Annotated in this window: 29 protein-coding genes; 4 read left to right on the top strand and 25 right to left on the bottom strand. The window is 46.6% G+C overall.

The window, feature by feature from the left end; genetic code table 11:
- Nucleotides 1-85 precede the first annotated feature (85 nt).
- The 7 genes from ACTNCK_RS03800 to ACTNCK_RS03770 form a co-directional block, all read right to left on the bottom strand.
- Complete coding sequence (locus ACTNCK_RS03800; RefSeq protein ID WP_441081054.1) at nt 86-1,246, bottom strand: hypothetical protein; 1,161 nt, start codon at nt 1,244-1,246, stop codon at nt 86-88.
- Entirely contained in the window at nt 1,243-1,872 is a 630-nt protein-coding gene (locus ACTNCK_RS03795) for an ABC transporter ATP-binding protein (protein WP_441081053.1), read from the bottom strand. The genes ACTNCK_RS03800 and ACTNCK_RS03795 overlap by 4 nt, the downstream gene beginning before the upstream one ends.
- Nucleotides 1,873-2,601, bottom strand: coding sequence for a hypothetical protein (locus tag ACTNCK_RS03790; protein ID WP_441081052.1), 729 nt, complete (start codon nt 2,599-2,601; stop codon nt 1,873-1,875).
- The gene (locus ACTNCK_RS03785; RefSeq protein ID WP_441081051.1) at nt 2,588-3,319 is read right to left on the bottom strand and encodes a hypothetical protein; all 732 of its coding nucleotides are present in this window, start codon (nt 3,317-3,319) and stop codon (nt 2,588-2,590) included. Before ACTNCK_RS03785 ends, ACTNCK_RS03790 begins: the two co-directional genes overlap by 14 nt.
- A 67-nt stretch (nt 3,320-3,386) precedes the next feature.
- Nucleotides 3,387-4,175, bottom strand: a complete 789-nt coding sequence (locus ACTNCK_RS03780) for a hypothetical protein (RefSeq protein WP_441081050.1) — start codon at nt 4,173-4,175, stop codon at nt 3,387-3,389.
- The gene (locus tag ACTNCK_RS03775) at nt 4,175-4,609 is read right to left on the bottom strand and encodes a hypothetical protein (RefSeq protein WP_441081049.1); all 435 of its coding nucleotides are present in this window, start codon (nt 4,607-4,609) and stop codon (nt 4,175-4,177) included. The genes ACTNCK_RS03780 and ACTNCK_RS03775 overlap by 1 nt, the downstream gene beginning before the upstream one ends.
- 23 nt (nt 4,610-4,632) lie before the next feature.
- On the bottom strand, nt 4,633-4,779 hold the full coding sequence (locus tag ACTNCK_RS03770; RefSeq protein WP_441081047.1) for a cyclic lactone autoinducer peptide: 147 nt from the start codon (nt 4,777-4,779) through the stop codon (nt 4,633-4,635).
- 214 nt (nt 4,780-4,993) lie between these two features.
- Here ACTNCK_RS03770 and ACTNCK_RS03765 point away from each other — a divergent pair, with 214 nt between their 5' ends.
- Both ACTNCK_RS03765 and deoD read left to right on the top strand, forming a co-directional pair.
- Nucleotides 4,994-5,248: a GHKL domain-containing protein gene (locus ACTNCK_RS03765; RefSeq protein WP_441081046.1), complete on the top strand. Its 255-nt coding sequence runs from the start codon at nt 4,994-4,996 to the stop codon at nt 5,246-5,248.
- Nucleotides 5,249-5,549: 301 nt separating this feature from the next.
- On the top strand, nt 5,550-6,251 hold the full coding sequence (gene deoD / locus ACTNCK_RS03760; RefSeq protein WP_441081045.1) for a purine-nucleoside phosphorylase: 702 nt from the start codon (nt 5,550-5,552) through the stop codon (nt 6,249-6,251).
- Here the strand turns inward: deoD and ACTNCK_RS03755 are convergent.
- Complete coding sequence (locus ACTNCK_RS03755; RefSeq protein WP_441081044.1) at nt 6,248-6,763, bottom strand: hypothetical protein; 516 nt, start codon at nt 6,761-6,763, stop codon at nt 6,248-6,250. The two genes, deoD and ACTNCK_RS03755, sit on opposite strands and share 4 nt — an antisense overlap.
- An 82-nt stretch (nt 6,764-6,845) precedes the next feature.
- On the opposite strand from ACTNCK_RS03755, the gene ACTNCK_RS03750 reads away from it, so the two are divergent.
- On the top strand, nt 6,846-7,460 hold the full coding sequence (locus ACTNCK_RS03750) for an HAD family hydrolase (RefSeq protein ID WP_441081043.1): 615 nt from the start codon (nt 6,846-6,848) through the stop codon (nt 7,458-7,460).
- Between the two features lie 49 nt (nt 7,461-7,509).
- On the opposite strand, the gene ACTNCK_RS03745 is transcribed toward ACTNCK_RS03750, so the two are convergent.
- From ACTNCK_RS03745 to tsaE, 7 genes are all read right to left on the bottom strand, one after another.
- The gene (locus ACTNCK_RS03745; RefSeq protein ID WP_441081042.1) at nt 7,510-9,102 is read right to left on the bottom strand and encodes an Ig-like domain-containing protein; all 1,593 of its coding nucleotides are present in this window, start codon (nt 9,100-9,102) and stop codon (nt 7,510-7,512) included.
- A 200-nt stretch (nt 9,103-9,302) separates the two neighbouring features.
- On the bottom strand, nt 9,303-10,442 hold the full coding sequence (locus ACTNCK_RS03740) for a M20/M25/M40 family metallo-hydrolase (protein WP_441081041.1): 1,140 nt from the start codon (nt 10,440-10,442) through the stop codon (nt 9,303-9,305).
- An 18-nt stretch (nt 10,443-10,460) separates the two neighbouring features.
- Nucleotides 10,461-11,462, bottom strand: a complete 1,002-nt coding sequence (gene tsaD / locus ACTNCK_RS03735; protein WP_441081040.1) for a tRNA (adenosine(37)-N6)-threonylcarbamoyltransferase complex transferase subunit TsaD — start codon at nt 11,460-11,462, stop codon at nt 10,461-10,463.
- Nucleotides 11,459-12,091: a DUF6715 family protein gene (locus tag ACTNCK_RS03730; RefSeq protein WP_441081039.1), complete on the bottom strand. Its 633-nt coding sequence runs from the start codon at nt 12,089-12,091 to the stop codon at nt 11,459-11,461. Before ACTNCK_RS03730 ends, tsaD begins: the two co-directional genes overlap by 4 nt.
- 2 nt (nt 12,092-12,093) lie before the next feature.
- Nucleotides 12,094-13,002, bottom strand: coding sequence for a ribonuclease Z (locus tag ACTNCK_RS03725; RefSeq protein ID WP_441081038.1), 909 nt, complete (start codon nt 13,000-13,002; stop codon nt 12,094-12,096).
- On the bottom strand, nt 12,995-13,729 hold the full coding sequence (gene tsaB / locus ACTNCK_RS03720; protein WP_441081037.1) for a tRNA (adenosine(37)-N6)-threonylcarbamoyltransferase complex dimerization subunit type 1 TsaB: 735 nt from the start codon (nt 13,727-13,729) through the stop codon (nt 12,995-12,997). The genes ACTNCK_RS03725 and tsaB overlap by 8 nt, the downstream gene beginning before the upstream one ends.
- Nucleotides 13,730-13,742: 13 nt before the next feature.
- Complete coding sequence (tsaE, locus tag ACTNCK_RS03715) at nt 13,743-14,171, bottom strand: tRNA (adenosine(37)-N6)-threonylcarbamoyltransferase complex ATPase subunit type 1 TsaE (protein ID WP_441081036.1); 429 nt, start codon at nt 14,169-14,171, stop codon at nt 13,743-13,745.
- Between the two features lie 119 nt (nt 14,172-14,290).
- On the opposite strand from tsaE, the gene ACTNCK_RS03710 reads away from it, so the two are divergent.
- Nucleotides 14,291-16,609, top strand: coding sequence for a Tex family protein (locus ACTNCK_RS03710; protein ID WP_441081035.1), 2,319 nt, complete (start codon nt 14,291-14,293; stop codon nt 16,607-16,609).
- Between the two features lies 1 nt (nt 16,610).
- Here the strand turns inward: ACTNCK_RS03710 and ACTNCK_RS03705 are convergent, their stop codons facing one another.
- The 10 genes from ACTNCK_RS03705 to pfkB all read right to left on the bottom strand — a co-directional run bounded on the left by ACTNCK_RS03705 (nt 16,611) and on the right by pfkB (nt 26,940).
- On the bottom strand, nt 16,611-16,979 hold the full coding sequence (locus ACTNCK_RS03705; protein ID WP_441081034.1) for a DUF2752 domain-containing protein: 369 nt from the start codon (nt 16,977-16,979) through the stop codon (nt 16,611-16,613).
- A complete protein-coding gene (locus ACTNCK_RS03700) occupies nt 16,976-17,497 on the bottom strand; it encodes a peptidylprolyl isomerase (protein ID WP_441081033.1) in 522 nt (173 codons plus the stop codon). The genes ACTNCK_RS03705 and ACTNCK_RS03700 overlap by 4 nt, the downstream gene beginning before the upstream one ends.
- 69 nt (nt 17,498-17,566) lie before the next feature.
- Nucleotides 17,567-18,394, bottom strand: coding sequence for an enoyl-CoA hydratase-related protein (locus tag ACTNCK_RS03695; RefSeq protein ID WP_441081032.1), 828 nt, complete (start codon nt 18,392-18,394; stop codon nt 17,567-17,569).
- A gap of 165 nt (nt 18,395-18,559) precedes the next feature.
- On the bottom strand, nt 18,560-19,576 hold the full coding sequence (locus tag ACTNCK_RS03690; protein WP_441081031.1) for a glycosyltransferase family 2 protein: 1,017 nt from the start codon (nt 19,574-19,576) through the stop codon (nt 18,560-18,562).
- Between the two features lie 12 nt (nt 19,577-19,588).
- Nucleotides 19,589-20,533 carry a magnesium transporter CorA family protein gene (locus tag ACTNCK_RS03685; RefSeq protein ID WP_441081030.1) on the bottom strand — a complete coding sequence of 315 codons (945 nt, stop codon included), beginning with the start codon at nt 20,531-20,533 and terminating at the stop codon, nt 19,589-19,591.
- A gap of 93 nt (nt 20,534-20,626) precedes the next feature.
- Nucleotides 20,627-21,724: an iron-containing alcohol dehydrogenase gene (locus ACTNCK_RS03680; protein WP_441081029.1), complete on the bottom strand. Its 1,098-nt coding sequence runs from the start codon at nt 21,722-21,724 to the stop codon at nt 20,627-20,629.
- A 178-nt stretch (nt 21,725-21,902) separates the two neighbouring features.
- Nucleotides 21,903-23,531: a phosphoenolpyruvate--protein phosphotransferase gene (gene ptsP / locus ACTNCK_RS03675; protein WP_441081028.1), complete on the bottom strand. Its 1,629-nt coding sequence runs from the start codon at nt 23,529-23,531 to the stop codon at nt 21,903-21,905.
- An 86-nt stretch (nt 23,532-23,617) separates the two neighbouring features.
- A complete protein-coding gene (locus tag ACTNCK_RS03670; protein WP_441081027.1) occupies nt 23,618-23,875 on the bottom strand; it encodes an HPr family phosphocarrier protein in 258 nt (85 codons plus the stop codon).
- A gap of 90 nt (nt 23,876-23,965) precedes the next feature.
- Nucleotides 23,966-26,020 (bottom strand): PTS fructose transporter subunit IIABC, encoded by a 2,055-nt coding sequence (locus tag ACTNCK_RS03665; protein WP_441081026.1) that lies wholly within the window; start codon nt 26,018-26,020, stop codon nt 23,966-23,968.
- Complete coding sequence (pfkB, locus tag ACTNCK_RS03660) at nt 26,017-26,940, bottom strand: 1-phosphofructokinase (protein ID WP_441081025.1); 924 nt, start codon at nt 26,938-26,940, stop codon at nt 26,017-26,019. The genes ACTNCK_RS03665 and pfkB overlap by 4 nt, the downstream gene beginning before the upstream one ends.
- Between the last annotated feature and the right edge of the window lie 21 nt (nt 26,941-26,961).

The following is a 26,961-nucleotide window of genomic DNA, read 5'->3' as shown; positions in this document are numbered from 1 at the left end:
TACATAATAACGCAAAGTATGATGAATTAAAAGCTTCTTTTTTATACCGGTATCTGGCTGGTTTTCTAAATAAAAAAAGAGACCCTCAGGTCTCCTTTTCCGGTTTAAGTAATATCAGTCTGTAGTTATTGGGCTTATCATTTTCCGGCATCTGACCGGTCGTAGTAACCTGAAGAGCATAGGTGTTGTCATCCCTTATATCATCAGCATCATCAAGTGTATAGATTACCTTTGTATGAACCTCTTTTCCTGTGTTTATCTGTGTTAGAAGGACATCCCTGTCTTCTCTCTGCTCTCTGGTCATATGATCAGAAAAATATGTGGATGATGTCAGCGTGATGCACGCAGGATGAAGATCACCCTTTGCGTAATGCATGGCTGAAAAGGAGCAGAACCCAAGTGAATCAGTGCCTTTTTTCTGCTTAAAGGTTAGATCTACAACAAGATATGTATATGGGCCTTTTATAGTCCCATCGGCCTCATGGTCCGGCATTACCTCTGCAAGGTCTACCCATCCATCCTGCTTTTTTGTAAAGTAGCTCCTATTCACACGCACTGACAGGTTCTTTACCCTGATCCACTCTCCTTCATTACAGTACTGTGCACCATTGGCCATTTTTACTATAGTGGCATTTTCCGCATCAGAGTCCTCTTTGGCTGTTTCCTGCTTGTCAGAATTGCCGGGCGCTGAAGCATCCAGCTCGAATATCCTTTTTTTCGGGTAATGCTCGCCCACCAGTCTCCAATCCATATTTTTTATATGTTTCCAGACAGCCGGCCTGAACTGATTCTTATAGATTATATATCCGATGCAAAAATCTCTGGTCTCATTTTTGTCCAGCTTCAAGGTGACATCCGGTGTATTGAGAAGAGACTGAATATCCTGTGCTATACCATTGGAATAGTAATCATTTTCCAGATACAGGTCATAAAGATAAGCATCCCTTCTTTTACTCCCTGTATTTTCTGCCTCTCCTGATACTACAAATGTCATGTAATCCACACCATCCGAATCGACATTCTCTGTCAGCCTGCTTCCATATTTTCCTTCAGCCTGTTGAGATGTCATTATCTTCACGTCCTTAAAGCGGATCAGCACGTCATCAGTCAGGCGTCCCCATTCACCCATCCTGGTCTTTATCTCTTCTGCCTTCGGAGTCTTCTCATTACATCTGATAATGAGCCTGCCCCATAGCGCCATCAAAAGTATCAGACAAAAAATGATCACAATATACTTTCGTTTCATTCTACGATCCTCCCAGAATCCATTGAGATTATATGATCCGAAAGCTCTGACAGTTCTTCCCTGTCATGTGAGGATACAAGTATGCAGGCACCACCTTCCTTTTCTTTTAGCAGAATGTCATGAAGCCTGTCGATACTCTCCTGATCAAGCGCATTAGTTGGCTCATCAAGTATGATCAGGGCCGGATGATCCATCAATGCTGCCGCTATTCCGAGCTTCTGCTTCATCCCCATAGAAAAGCTGTGAAATATCTTGGACGAATTACTGTCCAGACCAACCTCCTCAAGTACCTCTTTTATCCTCTCATCGGATGAAAGCTTCCTTATACGGTTGAGCTGTTTCAGATTTTCATAGGCAGACAGATAGGGAATAAATTCAGGATATCCTATAAGCACGCCACAGCTTTCCGGAAAATCCCTGTCTTTTCCTATTACCATTCCATCTATACTTACAGATCCCTTGTCAGGGAATATGAGTCCGCATATAGCCCTAAGAAGCATGGTTTTTCCTGATCCGTTCCTTCCACGTATCCCGTAGATATGGCCTCTGTCAAATGCAGTGTTTATGTCATCAAGTACCCTTGCTCCCTTTATCACTTTAGTATAGTCTTTTATCTCAATATACATCTAATAGTATTCCTTTCGGATATTCTGTCTGTATGCCATATTCAATGAAACTACATATATCACCATGCATAAGCCTATCCTTGCAGATCGTATCAAGCCACTGCTTCTCCAGAATGAATAATCAAGTGAGCTGATCCCGGATAACAGCGGTATAGGCAGATGGAGGAAATCCAGCACTCCAAGTGTGGCGCATACACAAAATGCTGCTATACGTATTCTTCCTGACGCACTATAAAGTAGATTCCCATATGTAAGGGTCCTTATTATCAGAAGCATGGTCTGAACTATGAATATTAAGGCAGCATATCTGTTTACCTCTCCAGTCACCATCGTATAATAGCTTCCCGGATCAAGCCAGTTGCAAAAAGGCTTTTTATATATTACTGAGATCACTCCTGTAGAAATAATATCTGCCAGTACATAAATGCAGGAATAGGCCGCTATTCTTCTACTGGTTACTGAATACATCCTTTTCCTGCTCCCGTAACAGAAAAGCTCATGGATATTTTCTCCCATCGAGCATATCAGAAAAAGAGCGAGCAGCATAGGAAAAAGTGATGTAAAAAAACTTCCTGTAGCGCTGTTTATCTGAACATACATATCCATAAAGGAGTAATTCCTGAATGAGACGGGCATCTGAGCATGGTTCTCTGTCATAACAGAAATAACTATTGTCGCTGCCTGTACGATGCATGTCACCAAAGGTATAAACCCTTTAAATGTCCTCATGTCGTTCTCCGCTGTAAACAATGATCAGAATACACACAATGGCGATTACGCTTATCAATATCAATGGCCATACAGTCCCAAGTCCAGTCCCTGGTATAAGGAACTGGGCTGGAGAGAAATCACTGTTGTCCGTAAATCCAGCTACCAGAAACAGCAGATAATAGATACCAAACAGTATGCCCATGGATACAACACCATTGTCGGCTATCAGCGTGATCACGGCCCCAATAAGACCCATTGTCCCAACAGCCAAGCCATCAAACAGAATATAAAGCAGTATATAGACAAGAGGGTGTGTATAATAAAGGCCTGCTCCTATAAAGTCCGATGCCGGTCCTATTGCAACAAGCGGCTCAGGAAGCAAAGCAGGACGTATAACTGCGATCATAGCCATATTAATAAGCTCTGGCACTATAAAAGCAGCCGCACTTCCAATAAAAACGTAAATCCCCCTTACCAATGCCGTATGCTTACGGTCAAGACGTATTCCTGTCTGTACCAGATATCCCTTTTCTCTTTCCCATGAAAAGCTTATCACAAAATATGCAAGAGCTATAAATGGTCCAAGGAAATAATACCAATAGGCAATATTATCTCTCGAGCCTCCTCCGATCCATGATATATAGATATCCACAGGTGTCTTGTAGACCGTCATTGTACTACCGTCAATACCGACTGACACAGCCTGATAGATGGCAGCACCAAGAAGTATCAGCATAGAGACCAGGAAAAAATACGACTTCCATTTTCTTATAAATAGCGATATATAAAGACCTGATGATCTTTTAAAGGAACTCAACTTTCTTTGCTCTCCTTCCACCTATTATATAAAGAATCATTGCTATAGCTGAAAAAACAGCTATTATCAATACTGAAACCAGGTATATACTGTAATTGCTGCTTATAGCAAGATCATAAAGTCTGTCTATCATCGTATAGCGATAAGGGCTTTTATCCGCAACAGTTGGAAAGGCCGACATCAGCGCTATAGAAATATTTATACATATACCGACTGTCTGCCGCGTGAGCATCTCCATCAGCATCTGAAACATCCCTGCGCATATACCAAGTGATGCCTGGATAAAGATTAGACAAATGATCGTTTTATTAAGAAGCCTTGTATCCGAATAGCCTGCATCCCATATATGTGCATCAGAATTCATACCACCCGTAATTGCCACAGTTATAATGATCATCATATAAAGGCACAGAAAAAAAGATACCGTATAACAAAGCAGTTGCCTGATCTTTCTTTTCCACCATACTTTTCTGTCTGGTATCCTTATAAGCTTCATTATACAGCCATCATTCAGATCCCTGCTTATTTCATCGCTACATCCCAGTATATAGCATATCTGAATTGACAGCCAGTAATATGGAATATCCGGTTTAAAGTCTCCTGTCCTGATACTCGGTCCCCGAAACCATCGGGATATATAATCAGCATATCCTGGCATTCCATGACCGGTCCATCTGTCGATATCAATAGCGATAAGAAGCAGGGCTGCCTGCAACATGATCAGAAGCCCCGCTATGAAAATATATCTGATGTAGAGATAATCTCCTTTTCTCATCAATACCTGCCACTAATATTATCAGGGCTCCATCTTCCAATAAAACGGACCCTATTATCATTACTTCCAAGCATCAGATAGGTGTACTTATACTTTGGATATGCACTATTTGATATATATCTATAATTTCCTGCCCTCAGCTTACTAGACGAACCAGTTTCCTCATCCAATCCCAACGTATAATTTGTAGAGGAATTGGTTCCCCTAAAACTCGGCCAGGCATCATCTGATTTTGCCGTCAATTTAACATAGCTTGCTGTGTTATCCATTTTACGGCGTGGCTTATCAACCATCTGATCAGTTCCAGCACAGTAATCCACTTCAAAATCAAACGGCGTATCCGTATGATTATTCGCGTGTACAGCCTGTCCAACCGTACTCATAATGCAAGTCATAGCCAATACTCCTAAAACTATTTTGAATGGTTTTCTCATAAAATCCTCCCGTTCATAATTCCTTAAAATAAAACCCTTAGATTGCCTGGCTCATTAGGCTGATACCAATAGAACCTGCATGCATATTCTGCAACCGGAGCTACCATAACTGCCAAAGAGCAAATAGCAATGCCAATTCCCGTTAGTATTCTGATAATCTTTTCTTTCACCTTGTCACCTCACGTTCATATCTATTTTGACCATCAGATGGATATATTGTAGCACAAAAATCCCTTCACCTTAGAAATCTGCGATGAATGATCAAAACGCGCTGATGAATGACTAAAAAAAGGTTTTAATAACTTTTCTCAATTATTCTCTGCTTATTTCTTTCTTTTCATAACCCTTTCTATCTTTTCTGATCTTTTTATGATATAATTTGATGTGTCTACTGGTCTGGATAACCGGTTTCGAATATCATGTGAAAATAACATACCTGACAAGATGTCAGCTGTTTCTTCAGATGCCTCTGATGAATTTGATCATGGATATGGCTTGTCAAATATAAGAAATACTGTAGAAAAATACTACGGATTCATGTCATGTAATTCCGGAGATCCCTGGATAGTAAATATAATCATTCCTATAACCTCGGAAAGACAGTCGTTTACTTCACTCACTCGACAGCTGCGGACATAGGAGCTGATCAATAGAAGTGATCTCCTATGCGGTCTTTTTCGCAGTAATACTTCTTCCATCACTAATAGCAGTTAATGACTTAGCGGAATTACTATTCTCAATTGCCATAAGCATAACAATAATCTTACTAGCTCCAGTAGAAGTTTCTGGCAGACCAGCAGTTAAATCTTTCCGTTGCTAAGATCTGGATAGAAAAAACTTCTTCTTTCTGTTAAAATAAAGATACCTGAACATTCTAAAAAGGAAGCCTGTTCATGCTGTAACCTTTGAAAATGCTTATTAAATTAGGAGGAATGAATCTATGGCAACACCACATAACAGAGGAGAAAAGGGGGATTTCGCAAGGACTGTCCTGATGCCGGGGGACCCGCTCAGAGCGAAATTCATAGCCATGCATTTTCTTGAGAATCCACGGCTGGTAACCGATGTCAGAAATATGCTCGGCTTCACCGGGACATATGGCGGGAAAGAAATCTCCGTAATGGGAGCCGGTATGGGGATGCCGTCCATGGGGATCTACTGCCATGAGCTTTTCAGCTTCTATGATGTAGATCAGATAATCCGGGTAGGCACAGCCGGTTCCATAAGTCAGGATTGCAAAGTAAGAGATATAGTCCTGGCAGAGGGAGCCTGCACCAACTCTGCCTTTGCCTCTCAGTACAGACTTAAGGGAACCTTTGCGCCGACAGCCGACTTCGGTCTTCTGAATGCAGCCTATACAGCCGCCGGGAAATCGGGGCTTTCAGTAAAGGTTGGAAATGTGCTGTCATCAGATACATTCTACTGTGACGATCCTGACGCCAATGATGGCTGGATAAGGATGGGCGTGCTCTGCATAGAAATGGAAAGCGCAGCCCTCTATATGGAGGCTGCGCGGCTTCACAAAAAAGCCCTTTCGATACTCACTATCTCCGATGAGATCCTGACCGGAAGGGAACTCTCAAGTGATCAGAGAGAAAGATCCTTCACCGATATGATGGAGCTTGCCCTCAGCATAGCCTAGGCAGTAAGATCAAGGTTAGATCCGACGAGACCCCTTGCCCTGTCATAGGAGGCAGCATTCCTCTGATATGGATTGGTCTCGTTCGGATAGGCGATCTTTGTCGTCGTGGTACCGCCGGACACATAGACTCTGCCGCACTCAGGACATACAGCAGTATGTATCGCTACTGAAGCCTGCAGGACCTTACCGCCACCCTGCTTTGCCTTATTGTAAGCATTGGCCACATGCTCGCCCTCATGGGCTCTTACCGCAGCCCCGGCAGCCTCAGGACTCACATGGGCGGCAGACTTGAACGATACATTTCCTTCGTCTGATCCATCCTGGTATTTCCTCTTCCTGCATGTCTCACATTCAGCAGGTGATGACTTCTTACCGGGTTTTATCTCCTCCGACTCACCGGGATTTAAGACAGGCTTTTTTGTATTTTCATCTCTTCCTGCACCTGTAGCTAAAGAGCTCTGGTATGCACTATAAGGATCATATCCATATCCTGTGATCTGAAAAGCTCCCATACCGGCACCTCCTTGTACTTTGTCTATCACTTTGATTTTACCATGAAAACTGTTATAATTCCATAGACGAGGTGAATTTTTGATGAAAAAATACAGGAATATCATTTTTGATCTGGGAGATGTTCTGCTTCTCTACCGCTGGAGGGCAATGCTAACTGACTATGGCCTCTCTCTCGACCAGGCAGAACGGGTAGGTCACGAAATGTTTGACTCTCCACAGGGTATCTGGCATAAGTTTGATCTTGGAATCGAAACTGACGAAGAGATCATTGCCGATTTCGAGAAACTCTATCCTTCTGATATAAAGGTGATCAGATGGTTCATAGAGCATGGTGAATTCATGCATGTTCCCCGCCCCAAGATATGGGATATGGTACATCGCCTGAAACTGGCCGGCTATAATCTCTACCTTCTCTCCAACTATCCAGAGGGACTTTTCAAGAAGCACACACAATATTCTGATTTCATGGACGATATGGACGGAGCCATGGTCTCCTACATGATCCATAAGGCAAAGCCGGACCGTGATATCTATGCAGCTCTATGTGAGAAATACTCGCTTGATCCGAAGGAAAGCATCTTCTTCGATGACCGCAGTGAAAATGTCGAGGGTGCAAGAGCCTTCGGTATGGACTCGGAGCTTGTGACAGACCAGACAAGCTTCCTTATACGACTAAATGAGCTTGCCTCTGCCTAAAAAAAAGAGCACCCATATGGGTGCCCTTTTTTATCTTGTCTTTTCCAGATCACTTTCTGTCAGTCTTGAAGGCCTTTGCTACTGTAGCCTTTGGACCCCAGGTCTTCTTGCCTGTGGCATCGACTGTATAAGCCTTTACCTTTACAGTAACCTTTGCTCCGCTCTTTACAGCGAGAGTAGTGCTGCTTCCGGTAACGTTCTTTCCAGACCACTTCTTTGATGAGCCTACCTTCTTATATACACGGTAGAGGACATTTCCGCCCTGACTCTTCCAGCTGACCTTTACCTTAGCTCCCTTTACGTTAGCGACCTTCACACCCTTTACTGTCTGTGGCTTTACTACGATCTCCTGCTTGTCAACTATGACAGTAACCGTTGCAGTTGCCTGATCGAAGTCATTTGTTGCTGCAGACTTTACGGTGATGGTTGCAATACCTGCTGCCTTGGCAGTAACGATTCCTGTTGCGCTGTCTACATCAGCAACAGAAGTATTATCAGAACTGTAGCTAATGGCTGCGCCAGTAGCTGTAGTCTCTGCGTCAAGAGCCTGCGTACCTCCGACAAGAAGACGGACATTAGGAGCAACAGTGATCTTAGCTGCGCTCTTCTTTATCTCATCAACAACAGAAACCTTGATCTCCTTGCTTGTGGCACGGGTATCAGTTCCCTTGCCAACGGTTACGACAAGAGTCATCTCACCGATCTGCTTTGCACTTAAGACAGTTCCTGTGATATCAGCTGCATTCACATTCTGCTTGTCATATGCCTTCTTTGTATAGGAAACTGTAGCGTTCTTTGCATTGCTTGTGATCTCCTTTGCGAGGTCGACCTTTGAGTGGTTCTTGAAGTCGAGCTTTATCTCTGACGGAGCTGTGATGATGGCCTGGGCGTCAGTATTTACAGTGACCTTTACCCACTTTGCATCACCCTTTATCTGCCTTGCGTTTGAATCAGCCGTGTAGACCTTTACATAAACAGTTCCTGCTGTCTTTCCAGCTGTAACTGTACCATCCTGGGCAACCGAAGCAATTGCATTTGAATTTCCTGCAATGGCCTTTCCGTCCTTATCGGTATAAAGATCATATACTACAGGCAGTCCGCACAGTGAGCTTCCTGTAATCTTTACTGACTTTACAGCATTCGGTGCTGTAGAAGCGTAAGAATCAAGATCGAGTTCGCTTGCATCCTTTCCATTGACCTGAGTCTTTACCACATCAGATCCTGTTGATGAAACATTTACAGGGATCGAATACTTTGCACTTCCTACAGTGATGTTGATCTTTGTAGTGCCTGCCTTTAAAGCGGCAACAGTAGCGGTCTTATCATCCGATCCTGCTGGCTTTGCGCTTACTACTGTAGCGTCCTCAGGCATATAGTATACAGCTGCTGAGGTGTTGGCTACTGCTATGGTAGTTGTCTTGTTTACAACTGTATCAAGCTCGATAGCCGCATTTGTCTTCTTCGAGGCACTAAGAGCTGCATCAGTCTGGGCAGTCTTCTTCTCACCCTTTACTGAATAGCTTACCTCTGTCTTGTCTGTTGTCTCCGCATTTGCTGCAAGTGTAGTAGCTGCAACCGGTGCAAAGGTAAATGCACAGGCTGCTGCAAGTGCAACTGCAAGTCCCTTTTTGAAGTAATTCATTAACTATTTCCTCCTTGTAACATTGATAGTGAGCAGGGAGCATTTCCTCTTCCCTGTTTCCAAGGGCTATTATATCAGTTTGAAAATGAATGTGAAGTGATTTTTTTGTTTTCCCGGAAAAAAGGCCGGGAAAAACCCGTTTTTTTACAAGAAAAGCAGTTCAGGCTTCAATCATTTATTTAAAAAACCTCAAGCAGCTTTCAATCTTCATCCATATAGTATCTGTAGGTCAGATGAAATAGCAGCTTAAGGCCCTTTGCAACAGAATCCTTCCAGATCCATTCCTCCTCGGTATGGAGCATGGCTCCGTCGCAGAGTCCTATGCAGATGGCAGGAACTCCCATCGAAAGAGGTATATTACAGTCTGTAGATGCTGAGGTCTCCTCCGGATCGATCCCTATAACTGACCTTATACTCTCTCTTGCCCGCTCTATCATCTTCTCAACGGATTCCTCAGGAACGCCCTGGGCACATGGCCTTTTTCCCAGAAGCTCTATGGAAATCCCTGTGGTAAGAGGCTTATAACGCTTCAGTATATCATGGATAGCCTGATCGCATTTCTTCATTACCATAGGGTCAGCGGTACGAAACTCCATCGTAAACGAGGCCTCCTCAGCTATGCTGTTTACAGAGTTTCCTCCGGCTATAGTCCCGACATTATAGGTAAAGACCTCATCCTGAGAAGGCTTCAGGCGGTAGAGGTCGCCTATGATCTGTGAAGCCACATAAATAGCGTTTGGGTTTCCGAAATTCAGATATGAATGTCCGCCTATGGTATTGATCCTTATCCTATAGCGCAGGGAGCCTACCACATCTGTATAGATCTTTCTGTAATAGAGATCAAAGGCCCAGAAATGCGAGATCCTGTCAGCATGCTCCTCCATAAATCGCCTGCTGCCCTTCAGGTTCCCAAGGCCCTCCTCACAGGTCCCGAAAACGAAGTATATGCCGCATCTGATAGATGGCTTTTCCTTGGCAGCAAAAGCCGCAAGAAGCATCAGACAGACAAGATTTGCAGTGTCATCTCCTATGCCGGGACAGTACAGCTTACTGTCATGTTCCTTTACGGAAAGGCTTACATCCCTCTTGAAGACAGTGTCCATATGGGCTATCATCACTGCATTGTGCTTTCCGGCTCTGATACCATATGGATAGATCACATTTCCGGCTGCATCCTTGTATACTCCGATTGCGCCGTTATTCTCAAGGTAATTCAATATGAATTCTGACCGCTCACCCTCATCTCCGGTAGGAGCCGGAATCTCGGTCACAGCGGTCAGAAGATCGATCACATTTTCCCTGTTTTTTTCGATGTATAAAAGAGCTTTTTCTCTAAGCATAGACCCTCACTGATCTTCTCATAAGGAAAGAGAAGGAATGGCATTAAGATCCAGTCCGGACCGCGTCCCCTTAAGGTATTCATGGTATCCGGCAGCGGCAATCATCGCCCCATTATCCGTACAAAGGATAGGATCAGGACAGTAAAATGACACTCCGTGCTCCTCACATGCCTTTCTTACTGCTTCTCTTAAGGCTCCGTTAGAAGCAACCCCTCCTGCCAGAGCGAACTTTTTCTCACCGAATTCCTCCAGGGCCATTGACACATGACCTGTGAGAGCCTCTACTACCGCCTTCTGGAATGAAGCTGCGACGTCATTCCGTGAGATACCCTCGCCCGACATCTTCTGATGATTCAGATAATTGAGCACTGCCGACTTAAGTCCTGAGAATGAGAAATCATATGGATGGTCTGCTACCTTAGCCTGAGGAAAATCTATCGCGTCCTTATCCCCCTCCCTGGCAGCCTTTTCAATCTTTGGCCCGCCAGGATATCCAAGGCCTATGGCTCTTGCGACCTTGTCAAAGGCTTCTCCTGCCGCATCATCAACAGTACGGCCCAGGACCTCATAAACTCCGTAGTCCTTAACCCTGGCCAGATGTGTATGTCCTCCAGATACCACAAGGCAGAGAAATGGAGGCTTTAGCTCAGGTGAAGCTATGTAATTCGCGCTTATGTGACCTGATATATGATTTATCCCTATAAGCGGCTTTCCATTAGCATAAGCAAATGCCTTTGCAAAGGATACTCCTACCAGAAGAGGTCCAACCAGCCCCGGTCCGTAGGTAACCGCAACCGCGTCTATTTCCTTCTGGCTCACATCCGCCTTTCTCAAGGCCAGATCGACGACCTGGGTGATCCTCTCCACATGCTTTCTCGAAGCGATCTCCGGTACTACTCCGCCATAGAGAGTATGTATGGGGATCTGGGTTGATATCTCATTTGAAAGGACCTTCCTGCCATCACAGACCACAGCTGCTGCGGTCTCGTCGCAGGAGCTTTCAATTCCTAAAATCTTCACTTTGTTTTTTCTCCAGCTTTTATCACGTGTCCCTGAGCTAATGGATTGCCATCAGCATCAGTAAGCTCGAATCCGACTATCTTCCAGTGATCCTTATCATCCATCCTGAGGATAAACCTCTGAAAGGTCCTCTGATAGCTTGAGGCTTCCTTAATGGAATATGTCGCCCTGACATAGGCTACATCACTGCCGTCAAGCTTACCGTATATCACATCGGAGGTATCACATACATCGGTGCTTATCATCTTGGACTTTCTGCTCTTATACTCCTTTATCTCCTGTGACAGACTCCTTTCATAGTCATCTGCCGGATTCGCATCGGCAAGCTTTGGATCCATCATCTGGCGGATCTTGCCCGCAAGAGTCTTTATATCCTTTGAAGAAAGCTTGCTGCCACCGAAGCATAGATTCAAGTATCTGTTGTATACCTTTATGACCTCGCGCGGAGTTGGAGGATAATTCTTCTCGAAGTCCATAGTAAGGAGCCTGTCCTTTTCAGTGATCCTTACATTCTCAGAATTATTCGCCTTCTCAGACGTGGTCCTGTCCAGATAGGTGTAGTATCCGACTACTATACATGCACAGATAAGTACCAATATAACCGTTCGCGCCGTTCTTCTCGCACTCATAGTCAGGCCTCTCCTTCGTCTGTAAAATCAAGCTCCTTCTTCCATCCATCCCTGCAGACAGTTGTGGCTTTAAATATCCTCTCAAGCTCCTTTGTATATATCCTCGGATCTGTCATAGATGGAGAATAATGTGTAAGCCATAATTCCCCTACTCCGGCTCTTGCTGCAAGACCGGCAGCCTCCTGCATGGTCATGTGCTTTTTCTCCTTGGCGCTTGCTGCCTTCTCAGGGTCTCCGTACATTCCCTCGCAGATAAAGAGATCGCTGCCTGCTGCATTCTCTTCTATCGATCTGACTGGTCTGGTATCAGTAGTATAGGTGACCTTCAGTCCCTTCCTGTCAGGTCCCATTACCTGACCCGGTACAAAGCCTCCTACCTCCTGACCCTTCTGCAGCAGATGCCAGTACTCAAGCGGGATTCCAAGCGACCTTGCTGCATCAGCATTGAATCTTCCCTTCCTGTCTATCTCTGCTGTGTATCCATAGCAGATCATATTGTGACAGACCCTGAAGGCCCTTACCCTGATACCGCTGACTGCAAAGATCTCCTCGTCGTTGTGGTATTCGTGACAGACAAGTTCAAAGGGAAGCTGGGGAGTAATCACTGTAAGCGCCGATACTATCCTTTTAAGGCCTCTGGGTCCGTAGAGATGGACAGGCTCCGTCCTGTCGGAATTTCCCATATCAAGCAGCAGACCAGGAAGTCCGCTTATATGATCGGCATGATAGTGGGTAAAGCAGATAGCGTCGATAGGATATGGAGAAACTCCTGCCTTTTTCATAGCTACCTGAGTGCCTTCCCCGCAGTCTATCAGAAGCGTCCTGCCATTGAAGCGAAGAGCCAGTGATGTAAGAAACCTTCTCGGCAGAGGCATCATCCCGCCTGTACCCAGAAGGCAGACATCAAGCATTGTATCCTCCTGCGCCAGATCCGGCCTTTTTTCTTTCCTCTGCCTCTCTCTCAGCCTGAGACTTGCGCAGATATACAGGTCTGAACTCCTCTGCCGAGGTATAGAACTCCTTGTCGAAATATAATCTGCCAAGAGAAGCAACAGCGCCAGCTCTCTGCCTGTTGCAGAAGGCCGGAGCGAAATCATAGTCCACAGTAGTATTTTTCTCTATGAAATCCTTAAATACCGGGACCCCGTCTCCTAAGAAGGTGACCGGGAGATCCTCAATATTTATCCTTTCGATTATGTCGGCTATACTCTCAGGAGCCTGCTCCTTCCTGACTATGAACTTATTGGTCTCTGAGAACCTGTAGAGTCCCGAGTAGGCCTGCTGCCTTCTGGCATCCATCAGAGGACAGATAAGTCTCCTTGATCCGTATAGATTGTATGCGATCGCATCTACGGTCGGAACCGCTATCACCGGAATAGAGAGGGCATAAGCAAGCCCCTTTACGGTCGCTGCTCCTATACGCAGTCCTGTAAAGCTGCCCGGCCCTGCTGCTACAGCTATCGCATCTATCGATGAAAGCGGGATCCCAAGCATCTGTATCAGCTGATCGAGCATCGGCATAAGCGTGGTGCTGTGGGTCTTCTTGTAATCTGTTGTAAATTCTCCAAGCAGGACATCATCGTCAATAACCGCTACCGATGCGACGAGTCCTGAGGAATCTATTCCTAATATCCTCATCCTTATTATCCCTTCAGCGTCTCCTTATCTCTATAAGCCTGTAGCCATCATCTCCCGCAAGATCCTTTGAAATGGTGATCTCTGTACGGGGTCTCGGAAGCACATCCTCTATAAGCTCTGCCCATTCGATAAGGACGACTCCTCCGCGGTCCAGATAGTCATAGAAGCCGCATTCCTCCATTTCATCAGGATCAGAGATCCTGTATACATCGAAATGATAGAAGGGCAGCCGTCCGCTTGTGTATTCCTGAACTATTGTAAATGTAGGGCTTGTGACCGGCTCAGTCACTCCCAGTCCCCTGGCGAAGCCCTTGGCAAATACGGTTTTCCCGACGCCCAAATCTCCGGAAAGGGTATAAACGTCCCCCGGAGCAGCCTTCTCTGCCAGCTTTTCGGCAAACCGTCTCGTATCCTGATCGCTTAAGCTTTCAAATCTTTCCATAGCTTTTATTATAAATAAATCCTGTCTTTTTCTCAAGTCCTCAGTTCATTTGACGCACAGATCAAACTGGTCTATAATCTGACGATGTATCATTTAATTCTTTTCAGCAGGAAATTTCAATGGATATTAACGCTTTAATAGCACAGGAACTGAATGTCAGGAAATCGCAGGTAGATGCTGCGATAACGCTTCTGGACGAAGGAAATACCATTCCCTTTATAGCCAGATACAGAAAGGAGATCACCGGAGGTCTCGACGACGACGCTCTCCGCGTATTAGGCGACCGCCTGACCTATCTGAGGGGACTCGAGGAAAGAAAGGCCACTGTACGCTCCACGATCGAGGAAGCAGGAGCCATGACTCCCGAAATAGCAAAAAGCCTCGACGCAGCACTTACCCTTGCCGAGGTCGAGGATATATACAGGCCATATAAGCCAAAGAGACGTACCCGCGCGACTATAGCAAGGGAAAAGGGACTTGAGCCGCTTGCTCGGCTTATCATCTCGCAGAAGATCACCACCCCTCTTATCGACGAGGCTAGCAGATATGTAGATCCTGAAAACGACGTCCATGTACCTGAGGATGCCATCCAGGGTGCCTGTGATATAATAGCCGAATCGATTTCTGATAATGCCAGCTACAGAAGCCATATCAGGGAGCTTACCAGAAAGCAGGGGCTTATCTCTTCATCAAAGAAAAAAGGAGATGATGCAGGCGTCTATGAGATGTACTATGATTATTCTGAAAAGCTTTCCACCATCCCCGGCCACAGGATCCTCGCAATGAACCGCGGGGAAAAGGAGGACTGTCTTTCTGTAAGCATTACTGCACCCAGTGAGGATATTCTATCCTATCTTACGAGACAGGTCATAACTGTCGAAAATCCGGTCACCACCCCTGTCCTTAAGGATGCCATAAAAGATTCATACGATCGACTCATAGCCCCTTCGATCGAGAGAGAGATCAGAGGTGACCTTACCGATATGGCTGAGGATGGAGCGATAAAGGTATTTCAGGCCAATCTCCGTTCCCTTCTTCTCTCCCCGCCTATAGCAGGAAAGACCGTTCTGTCCTGGGATCCGGGCTTTGTCCATGGCTGCAAGATTGCCGTATGTGACTGCACAGGACGTATACTTACTACAGATATGGTCTTCCCATTCAAGCCAAAGAATGATATAGACGGCACGAAGAAGAAGATCGGGGCTCTTATAGACAGATATTCAGTGGATCTCATTGCTCTTGGAAACGGTACAGCCTCAAGGGAATCTGAGGGCATCATTGCTGAAATAATAAAGGAATCATCCCGCCCGCTTCAGTACGTGATCGTAAATGAGGCCGGCGCCTCCGTTTACTCGGCAAGTGAGCTTGCTGCAAAGGAGCTTCCTGATCTCGATGTAGAGGGACGTGGAGCGGCATCCCTTGCCCGTCGTCTCATCGATCCTCTGTCCGAATATGTAAAGATAGATCCAAAGGCCATAGGAATAGGGCAGTATCAGCATGATATGAACCAGAAGAAGCTTTCAGGGGCTCTGTCAGGCGTAGTCGAGTCGGTCGTAAACTCAGTCGGAGTCGATCTGAATACAGCCTCTGCTCCGCTTCTATCCTATATATCAGGTATCACGAAGACCACCTCCAAAAACATCATCGAATACCGTGAGGCAAACGGCAGCTTTACCAGAAGGGGTGACCTGCTCAAGGTAAAGGGACTTGGGCCCAAGGCCTATGAGCAGTGTGCCGGCTTCCTCCGTATCCGTAACGGAGAGGAGCCTCTTGACAATACCGGTGTCCATCCGGAAAGCTACCAGAAGACCTATGATCTGCTTTCCCTGCTCGGCTATAGCGCGGATGACTTAAGAAAGGGTGCTCTTAGCGATATAGAAAAAAGGGCATCCTCAGTCGATTCCCTTGCCACAAGGCTTAACATAGGTCAGATGACGCTTGATGACATAATAAAGGAGCTTAAGAAGCCTGGCCGTGATCCACGTGACGAGATGCCACGCCCTGTGCTTAGAAGCGATGTACTTTCCATGGATGACCTGACCCCTGGCATGAAGCTTAAGGGTACAGTCAGGAATATCGTAGATTTCGGAGCCTTTGTAGATATAGGCGTCCATGAGGACGGCCTCGTTCATATCTCGCAGATCTCAAGCAGGCATATTAATCATCCGCTCGACGTCCTGAATATAGGTGATATAGTAGATGTTACCGTGCTTGATGTAGATAAGGAAAAGGGACGGATTTCCCTTACTATGAGAGAAGACGGCGGTCAGAGTCAGGCAAAGCATGAGAACAGGACAGACAACAAACGTCCTGACAAGGCCCGCAGGAATAACCGTCCGAAGGGAAAGGGCAGTGACCATCATGATAAGAAAAAGCCTGAAAAGAAGGGCTTTGGCACTGACCTTTCAAGTCTTCTTTCAGGCATTAAGCTAGACTGATCTATGGCAGTGGATCCACTCCGGCGATCAGCAGGATAGCATTCTTTAATATGCAGTTTATAACAAGCAGGACAAGCGCTCCCCAGAGGGGAGCATCCCTATGAAGCTTTTGCTTTCTGTCAAGCAAAGCTATTGCTCTTACTACAGCTCCTCCGGACCCGGACGAGCTGTTTTCTTTTGCAATAAGGGCCGTGACTGCCCTTATGCAGTAATAGATGATAAGAAAAACGCCATAGATCACTAGAGGATGATACCATAGCGAAAGCAGGGGATGGCCGTGCAGAAGGAAGCGTAGTGCTCTTGTCCCTCCGCAGCCCGGACAGTAAAGGCCGGTCACCTCATGGAATATGCATAGAAAAGCTGCCCTCATACCTCTTCTGGCTCAGGATAGGTCTGGCCAAAGGTCTCTACTGTGACCTCCTCCATGACCTGTGGCTCCAATGGACTGTCTGACCAGTCGGTCTCTGTTTCTGCTATCTTATTTACCACATCCATGCCCTCGATTATCTTACCGAAGGCTGCATATTCTCCATCGAGATGCGGAGCATCCTTATGCATGATAAAGAACTGGCTTCCGGCGGAATCCGGATCCATTGTCCTAGCCATTGAAAGGACACCTGCTGTGTGCTTCAGATCATTTTTAAAGCCATTTGAGGCAAACTCTCCCTTAATAGAATATCCAGGGCCCCCTGTACCGTTTCCGTCAGGATCTCCTCCCTGTATCATGAAGCCCTCTATCACCCTGTGAAAGCCCACTCCGTCATAGAAGCCGTGATTTATAAGGCTTATAAAATTATTAACTGTGTTCGGAGCGATCTCTGGGTAGAGCTCAGCCTTCATTACGGCTCCGTCGCTCATCTTTATTGTAACTACTGGATTCTTTGCCATTTTTCCTCCTAAAAAATCACCCGGCGTCAATGGCGCCGGGGATACATAAGGGCTATATCACCATTTATATCAGAAATCTGTAAAGTTCTTGTCTGTCTTTCCGTCGATCTTTAAGAAGGCTCCCATGCCCTCCTTCTTATCGTGAGTATCATTTACTACACCGAAGAGATTTGCCTCGAGCTCAACTGCATTCTTGATATCCATATCATAGCCGTTGTTTATAGCAGCCTTTGCTACTGATACAGCATATGAAGCATTTGCCTCGATCTTCTCTGCCATTGCCTTTGCAGCCGGCATAAGCTCTTCCTTAGGAACTACCTTATTTACAAGGCCGATCCTGTATGCCTCATCTGCCTTGATATTCTCGCAGGTGAAGATCATCTCCTTGGCTCTTCCCATTCCAACAAGCCTTGCAAGTCTCTGTGTGCCGCCGAATCCCGGGATAATACCGAGTCCGCACTCAGGCTGTCCGAAAATAGCGTTCTCTGAAGCGATCCTGATATCACAGGCCATTGAGATCTCACAGCCGCCGCCAAGAGCGAATCCGTTTACAGCAGCGATAGTAACCTGTCTCATGTTCATAAGCTTGAAGAAAGGAACACTTGCCTTCATTCCGAACTTCCTTGCTGCCGGAGCATCAAATCCATACATCTCGGAGATGTCTGCACCTGCTACAAATGAACGGTAAGGATCGTCTCCACCGAGCTTCTTGTTGAAGCAAGGACCGCCTGTAAGGATAAGGACCTTGATCTCGTCATTTGCCTCGATCTCAGTCAGGGCGTCGTTAAGCTCATCGATAGTCTCTGAATTCAGAGCGTTGAGAGCCTTTGGTCTGCAGATGGAAAGCACTGCTGTTGCGCCATCCTGTTCGATTTTCAGATTCTTGTAATCAGACATTTTTTCCTCCAAAAGGCAGGAGGACGGTCTCCTGTCCTTTTAACTTATTTTTTCGAAGACATAGGAACCGTCCCTCTTGTCTTCATCAAGGCTTTGGAATGGGACAGGATCTGCCCCGTCCTCCTCCGTTCATAATACAAGTCTGTTAAAACTTTGTCAATCCCCTTAGTTGAATCCAATGAATCTCTGGGCCAGATGATAGAAAAAGATCCCTAACCTCTTGCCAGCCGCTCCCTTAAACCTCATCGCAAAGCCCAGGACTCCGTATCTGAGCTGATGATAGGTCCTCCTGTCGTGATCGTAGATATATTTCCAGAGGTCATCTATCTTCTTATAGTTCACAGGATCCTTTGACAGATATCCGATCGATGTGGAGACCACTGTCACTGATTCCAGATATGACAGAAGATACTTCCTCAGATGAGGCTCCTCTACCTGCCACGGGTCTACTGCGTCTATCATAGCATAATTGACCCGAAGCTGCTGGTCTATCCTCTTTATCATCGTCTGCTCAGCCACTGACTGACCCTCGCGGCCTATGTAGTATCTGTAGAAGCTTACATTCTCGTAGTAAAGGGTCTTTACATGGATAAGCGGTATATAGACATAAAGGTTGTCTACATAGAAGGTATGCAAAGGAAGCTTGAGACCGCAGTCATGCAGCAGGCCTGTACGGTAGATCACAGAATGCATCAGGATAGAAAAGCCCTTGATATTTCTCTTCATCCCGTCCCAGCCTATTATCTGATTCTCCGGGAAAAGAGGTGAAAGCAGCATCCTTCTCTGATGACCTGTAGACAGCTTCTCATAGACGAAATTGGACAGGTGCATATCGACCGGCTTCTCCATCTCAGAGAAACGTCTTAATGTATCAAGGATCTGAAGATAGGCATCCCTGTCCACCCAGTCATCAGAATCCACTACCTTGAAATAAAGTCCCTTTGCCTCGCGGATACCTGTATTCACGGCTGCACCATGGCCTCCGTTTTCCTGATGAATCGCTCTTACTATGCCCGGATAGGCCTTCTGATAGGAGTCAGCAAGCTCTCCTGTCCTGTCCGTAGAGCCATCATCAATGATAAGGATCTCTACATCCTCTCCTCCTGGCAGAAGCGAGTCAATACATTTTCTCATGAATGTGTACGAATTATAGCATGGTACACAGAAGCTTAAGATCTTCATTTCTCTCCTTTCCTAAAGCATCTTTCTTCTCTTTAGTACTATTGCTGTTATTATGCTTATGATAAGAGTAAGCAGACAAAGTATAGCGAATCCAAACGGCGTATGCGAAAAGGGCATCCATCTGGCATCGACATTCATCCCCCAGAGTCCTCCTATGATAGTAGGAACTGATAGAACGATCGTTATTGCCGCAAGATATTTCATCGCGTTATTCAGACGGTTATTGATCAGGGTGCTTATCAGATCCCTGGTACCGTTTATTATATCACGGTAGATGGATGTCATCTCTATAGCCTGCTTGGTCTCGACTATCACGTCCTCAAGTATATCCTCATCCTCGTCATACTGCCTGATCTTTGTATATCTGGTCAGCCTGTCGACAACGAGATTGTTGGCACGCAGTGATGTCGCAAAGTAAACGAGGTTGGACTCGAGCTCATGCAGATCCACCAGATCTCCATCCTCTGTACGATCGCCGTTTATCCTCTCCTCTATCTCTGTACGCTGTCTGTCGATAGTTCGCAGAAGCGACTGATAGACCATGCTGGTATTGTAGAGGATCTGATATGTAAACCTCATCTGCTTCTTTGTCGAGAACTCTCTTACCCTGTGGTCTATAAAGGACCGGAGGACAGATGTCTCCTCGTTGCATACGGTCATTATCAGATCATCCCGTAAAAGGATGCCAAGCGGTATAGTCGTATATGTATGGCGGCTGTTTCTTTCTTCTGCTGTAGGGATATCGATAAGTATAAGGGTATAGTCATCCTCAACACTGATTCTGGAGCTTTCCTCCTCATCGAGCGCCGCCCTGACATCATCTATATCCATTTTAAATTTTGTGGCCACCTCCTCGCACTCGTCGGCAGATGGCGCGGTCAGCTTGATCCAGCAGCCGGGCTCAAAACGATCGCTTTCATGTATTACAGCATCGTCGGTCCTGTATATATCTAACATAGTGACATTTCCTCCATGTCATTTTCAAATCTGTATACATCGCTCGATAATGATTATCCGATTCCATGAAGGTGTCACCTCGCTCTCATTGTATCAGGCTCTTACAAGCCTTAAAATCTTTGCAAATCTCTTTTTGTCAAACTTGACCGGCACCGGATACCAGGGATTGACCTCCCTGTAAGCAAATGCCGCGAGTCTTGGTATATCCGCCTCATCAATTTCAAGATGCTTCGGGATACCCATCTCCTCGTTCATGTCAAGAATAGTATCAATAAGACCTATGGCCCGTTCCTGTCTGGTGCCGTCCTTTTCTATATCACATATAGAAGCAAGCTTGGCGAGATATGGTACCGCTACTGATCCGTACTCTCTAAGCACATATGGCATTACCACCGCACAGACAAGTCCATGCGGAAGAGACAATGCTCCTCCTACCGCATGGGAAATAGCATGGATATTTCCGATCCCGCTTGCCGACAGAGCTCTTCCTGCAGTAAAAGATGCTATAAGCATCTCCTCTCTTGCAGCCAGATCCTCTCCGTCCTCGAAGGCCTTGGGAAGGGCGTCCATTATTCCCTCTACTGCGTCTTCACAGTCCTCTGCGGTATTATCGAGATGAAACGGCGTATTCATATAGCTCTCGATTGCATGGGAAAGAGCATCCATTCCTGAATAGGCTGTCTCCTCCTTAGGCAGACTTATGAGAAGCGAAGGATCAAGAACCGCCACATCAGGCATGAGATGAGGATCATTGATCGTGATCTTGTAGCCTGTCGTGCTCTCACCAAGAGCTGTCATGCCTGTAGTCTCAGAGCCTGATCCGGCTGTAGTAGGCACCGCTATAAAGAACGGAGTATCATGCCTGACCCTGTTCATGCCTCTCATATCAGAAAGCCGCTTACCCGGTCTTGCCAGTGCCGCTGCTGCTCCCTTTGCAGCATCCATGGCGCTTCCTCCGCCGATAGCGATAAAGGAGTCGCAGTCATTCTTCTGATAGAACTCCGCTATCTCCTCTGCCTGTGATATGGTAGGATCCTTCTTGACCCAGTGATATACGACGTATCCTGTCTCCCTGTCATTTATGAAGCTCTCGAAAAAGGAGCTTTTTGAAACAAGCGGATCCGTGACTATAAGAGGTCTGTCAACCTCGTGCCGATCAAGCACATCAGGGATCGAGAACAATGAATCCACGCCCTCGATCCTTTCCGGGAACCTCTCACTTATGTGGCTTATTCGCCTCCCAGCCACTTTCTGATACAATCGACCAATACATTCTAACGGAACGTCCATAAAAACCTTTCTCTTAACTTAATTGCGTTTTTGCCGCAATCTTTACTATACAGGAAAAGGGTAATTTTGTAAAGAGGGCTCATCTGGACAGATCCGTCTTCCTGATCGCATCTCTTACCGCAAGCACTCTGGATGGAGATACCGAAAGTTCATCAACTCCCATCCGAAGGAATGTCTCGGTAAGTGAGGTGTCAGCTCCGAGCTCACCGCAGATACCTACCCAGGCTCCTCCCTCGTGCCCCTTCTTTATAGTGTATTCTATCTCTCTTAATACAGCCGGATGATGCGTATCCGAGAAGTCCTCAAGGTTAGGATTCTGCCTGTCACAGGCAAGGGTATACTGCGTCAGATCATTTGTACCTATGGAGAAGAAGTCGACCTCCCTGGCAAGCTCTCCTGACATCCAGACAGCAGCAGGCGTCTCGATCATGACACCCAGCTCGCAGTCCTTATAAGGGAGATTCTGCTGGTCAAGCTCCTTCTTTACCTCGGCTATTATCTCCTTTATCCTCCTCACCTCATCGACCGAGATTATCATAGGGAACATTATGGAGATATTACCGTAATAGCTTGCTCTGTAAAGAGCACGAAGCTGGGTCTTGAAGATTTCCGGTCTCTTCAGGCAGATCCTTATGGCACGAAAGCCCATGGCAGGATTGTCCTCGTGATCCAGGTGGAAATAATCGACCTGCTTGTCTGCCCCTATATCAAGAGTCCTGATTATCACCTTTTTCCCAGCCATGTTCTCTGCGACTGTCTTATAGGCCTTGAACTGTTCCTCCTCGGATGGATAATCATCGCAGCCCAGATATAGGAACTCACTCCTGAACAGTCCTATACCGCCGGCATCATTTGCCAGCACATCAGCCACATCCTTTACCGAGCCGATATTGGCAAAGACATTGATCTTCACTCCGTCCTTAGTGATATTCTCCTTGCCTTTAAGCTCCAGAAGAAGCCTCCGCTTCTCCTCCTCCTGTTTTTTCTTATCCTGATATTCCTTAAGGACATCCTGATCAGGGTCTACAATGAACCTTCCTGTATATCCGTCAACTATACCAGTATGTCCCTCCATATCATCCTCTATGAAATCCACGCCTATTAGAGCAGGTATATTCATAGTACGTGCCAGAATGGCCGTATGAGAATTCGTAGAGCCATGCCTTGTCACAAATGAGAGGACAAGTGACTTGTCAAGCTGGACTGTCTCCGACGGGGCCAGATCATCAGCAAGCAGGATAGAAGGCTCCTTTGCAGTAAAGCCTGATCCGCCTGTCCCTGAAAGGATACCTACGACCCTGTTCGAGATATCCTTGACGTCAGCTGCCCTTCCTCTCATATAATCATCGTCCATATTGGCAAACATCTCAGAGAAATTGTCCCCGGTCGTAGCCACTGCAAACTCTGCATTTACATTCTGGGTACGGATGATATTCTCGACTGACTCCTGATAATCGAGGTCGTCAAGCATCATCTGGTGCACCTCAAATACGGCTGCATTTGCCTGTCCGACCTCCTTTAAGGCCTTGTCATAAAGAGCGGCAAGCTCCCTTTTGGCTTCCTCGCTGGCCTCGTGATAACGCTTTATCTCCTTCTCGGGGTCATCCGTCCTCTCCCTTTTTACAACTGAATCCTTCTTGTGATAGACGCTTATCTTTCCTATGGCTATTCCTGTGAAAACAGCCTTTCCCAAATATTCCTTCTGCACCTTTATCTACCTCTCTTTGTCTTATTACAAAAAAGGCGCCACAGGACCTGTCATATGTCACGACACTTCCTGCGGCACCCGAAATATCAAAGATTATCCTTCATGAACTGCTCCAGCTCAGCGCAGGCCTCTTCCTCCTGTTCGCCGTCAGTGCAGATGGTTACCTCATGTCCCTGCTTGACACCGAGGCTCATAACTCCCAGGATCCTCTTAGCATCTACTTCCTTACCGTCCTTTGCTATAGTAACCTTGCATGGATACTTGGCAGCTGCCTTTACGAAAAGGCCTGCCGGTCTTGCATGAATACCCTGTGGATCTGTGATCGTGTACTTGAATTCCTTCATGATATTTCCTCCTGAAAATCTGTGCTATTCCGAATCAATATTGCTTATATTATAACAGATATGCTCTCTTTCTTAAAGACTGTTTTACCCTTATCTGTCTTCTGCTACTTCCTTCCTGAGCACTCCCAAAAGGATCGCTGTGACAAAGGATCCGATCAGCCATGCGAGCAGGAAGAGAGGCCATCTGCCTATAGTAGCTATTACGAAGACACCTCCGTGAGGAGCCATCAGTGTACAGCCGAACAGGGCTGAAAGCAGGCCTGCTACTGCTGATCCGCAGAAGGTCGCCGGGATCACATGAGCCGGATCAGATGCTGCAAACGGGATAGCAGCCTCTGTTATGAAGCTTGCTCCCATTACTATATTCGACACAAAGCCTTCCTTCTCAGTTTTGGTAAACTTGCCCGGGAAAAGCTTCGATGCGATAGCTATTCCTACAGGAGGGCACATACCGCCAATCATCACGGCTGCCATCGACATATAGCAGAGTGCTACCTTAGGATCAGACTGCTGAGCTCCCTTGCTTAAATACTCTGATGCGTTTGTCAACATGAATGTGCCGAATACATAGGCTGCCTTATTGATCGGGCCTCCCATATCAACAGCCATCATTCCTGCAAGAATCATGCCTAGAAGCCATACCATTCCTGAACGTCCGAGGGCAGTAAGCATGTCCGAAAGCCCGGTGTTTATAAGTCCGATCAGAGGGTTGAATATGAAGCACATGATAATAGACACTATAAACATTCCGATCACCGGATATATGAGCATAGGTCTTATTCCCTGAACTGACTTAGGAAGCTTCTCTGTACTCTTCTCAAGCCAGAGGACTATATATCCGGCCAGGAAGCCTACTGCAATACCTCCGAGGAAGCCTGATACTGTGTTTCCGCTGTGCTGGAAGGCAAAGCGGTCTATAAAGCCCTGAAAGCCTCCGAGTCCATCAGGCCATATCTTCGCGAAATTATCCGCAAGAGCATTTCCGTTCGCCGCTAAGAGTCCGCCAAGAAAACCTACCGCAAGTCCCGGCTTGTCTGCTATCGAATAAGCTATAAAGCCGGCCAGCACAGGCACCATAAGGCTCATTGCCAGTCCGCCCGAATACTTGAAGAAGGCCGACAGAGGCACCATGGATCCGAAGTTTGATCCTCCTGTCGTGCCGAAGCCTAGAATAGTGTCTATAAGGAAGGCTATAGCTGTAAGGATACCGCCGCCTATTACGAAAGGAAGCATGGCTGAAACACCGGCCATAAGGCTTGTGTATATCTTGTGTCCGGCGCTGCCCTTTGCAGAATCATCAGTATGCCCCACGCCCTTGGCAGAGTGATATACAGGAGCATCACCCTTTCTTGCACGGTTTATTAGCTCTTCAGGCTTATGGATCCCGTCCGCGACTCTTGCCTCGACAAGAGGCTTTCCATCGAAGCGGTCCATAGGGACATTTGCGTCAGCTGCGATCACGATCCCCTTTGCTGCGGCGATCTCAGCGTCCGTCACTACATTCTTTGCTCCGCCGCTTCCTCTGGTCTCTACCTTTATCCTTACTCCAAGCTTCTTTCCGGCCTTTTCAAGAGCCTCTGCAGCCATATAGGTATGAGCCACTCCGTTAGGACAGCTTGTAACCGCAAGGACCTCATAGTCATTCTGATCTGACGGCGCCTGCTGCTTTTTCACATCGGCCTCCTGCCGCCCGCTCTCAGCCTTATCGATCACTGCAAGGAATTCCTCCTTTGATCCTGCATGTAAAAGAGCATCTATGAAATCAGAGTCCATAAGAAGCTCTGAAAGTCTGGCAAGTACCTCCAGATGTACATTATCCTCTGTGTTCGGCGCTGCTATAAGAAAAATAAGATGTACCGGCTGACCGTCAAGTGCATCAAATTCTACACCATCCGGCAGCACCATTGCTGCAAGCCCCGGTGCCTTTACCGCATCTGACTTGCAGTGAGGAATCGCTATACCGTCTCCTATACCTGTAGTAGATTCCTCCTCTCTTGCAAATACTCCTTTTTCATAGGCCTCTCTGTCGCTGATATTGCCGCGGCGGACCATCAGGTCGACCATCTGTCTGATCACATCTGCCTTGTCAGAAGCCTTTCCGGAAAGCTCTATGCATTCCGGCGAAAGCAGATCCTTTACCCTCATAATATACCTCCTTTTCCCAGCTGATCGAGCAGGGATACAACCTCCGGCCTCGTGGCCAGATCATCTGAAAACGCCGAAGCGCTTCCTGTACAAAGTCCTGTATAAAACGCCCTTTCAAAATCCCCTCCACTGGTCAGATAGCCGTAAATGAATCCGGCCACCATGGAGTCTCCGGCTCCGACCGAGTTTCTGACCTTGCCCTTTGGCGGATCCGACTCGGTGACCCTTCCGTCCCCGTCTATAAGCAAAGCCCCCTGTCCTGCCATAGAAATAAGGACATTCTCCGCTCCCTTTTCCTGCATCTTTCTGGCATAGGGGATCACCTCCTCCTTTGTCTCAAGCCTGACCCCGAAGATCTCACCCAGCTCGTGATTATTCGGCTTTATCAGGAATGGATGCAGAGGAAGCACATTCACGAGCAAATCCCTTGTCGCATCCACTATTATCCTGACTCCCCGTCCCTTAAGATACTTCATGATATCCATATACATGGACTCAGGCATGACTGAAGGGATTGATCCGGCAAGGACTAAGATATCATCCCTTGATAGCGCATCAAGCTTCTTATAGAGCTCGTCTATATTCTCCGCTGAGATAGCCGGTCCCATTCCGTTTATCTCTGTCTCCTCCCTGCTTCTCAGCTTCACGTTGATCCTTGAGATACCTTCCTCCACCTCGATGAAGCTCGTATCAATGCCACGGCTTTCCATCATCTGTTCAATGGCCCTGCCGGTAAAGCCTGCCATGAACCCCACTGCAACAGAATCCATTCCCAGATTCTTAAGCACCATAGACACATTCAGTCCCTTGCCGCCTGGGAAAAGCAGCTCCTTTGTAGTCCTGTTTACCTGTCCTGTCCTGAAATCATCTACGCTTACTATATAGTCAAGCGAGGGATTAAAGGTGACTGTCATTATCATGATCTGCCTCCTGATCCGCAG

Origin of the sequence: Candidatus Weimeria sp. HCP3S3_B5, from assembly GCF_052064335.1 — a bacterium.
Lineage (GTDB): Bacteria > Bacillota > Clostridia > Lachnospirales > Lachnospiraceae > Weimeria.
This window is presented reverse-complemented; position numbering and strand designations above follow the sequence as displayed.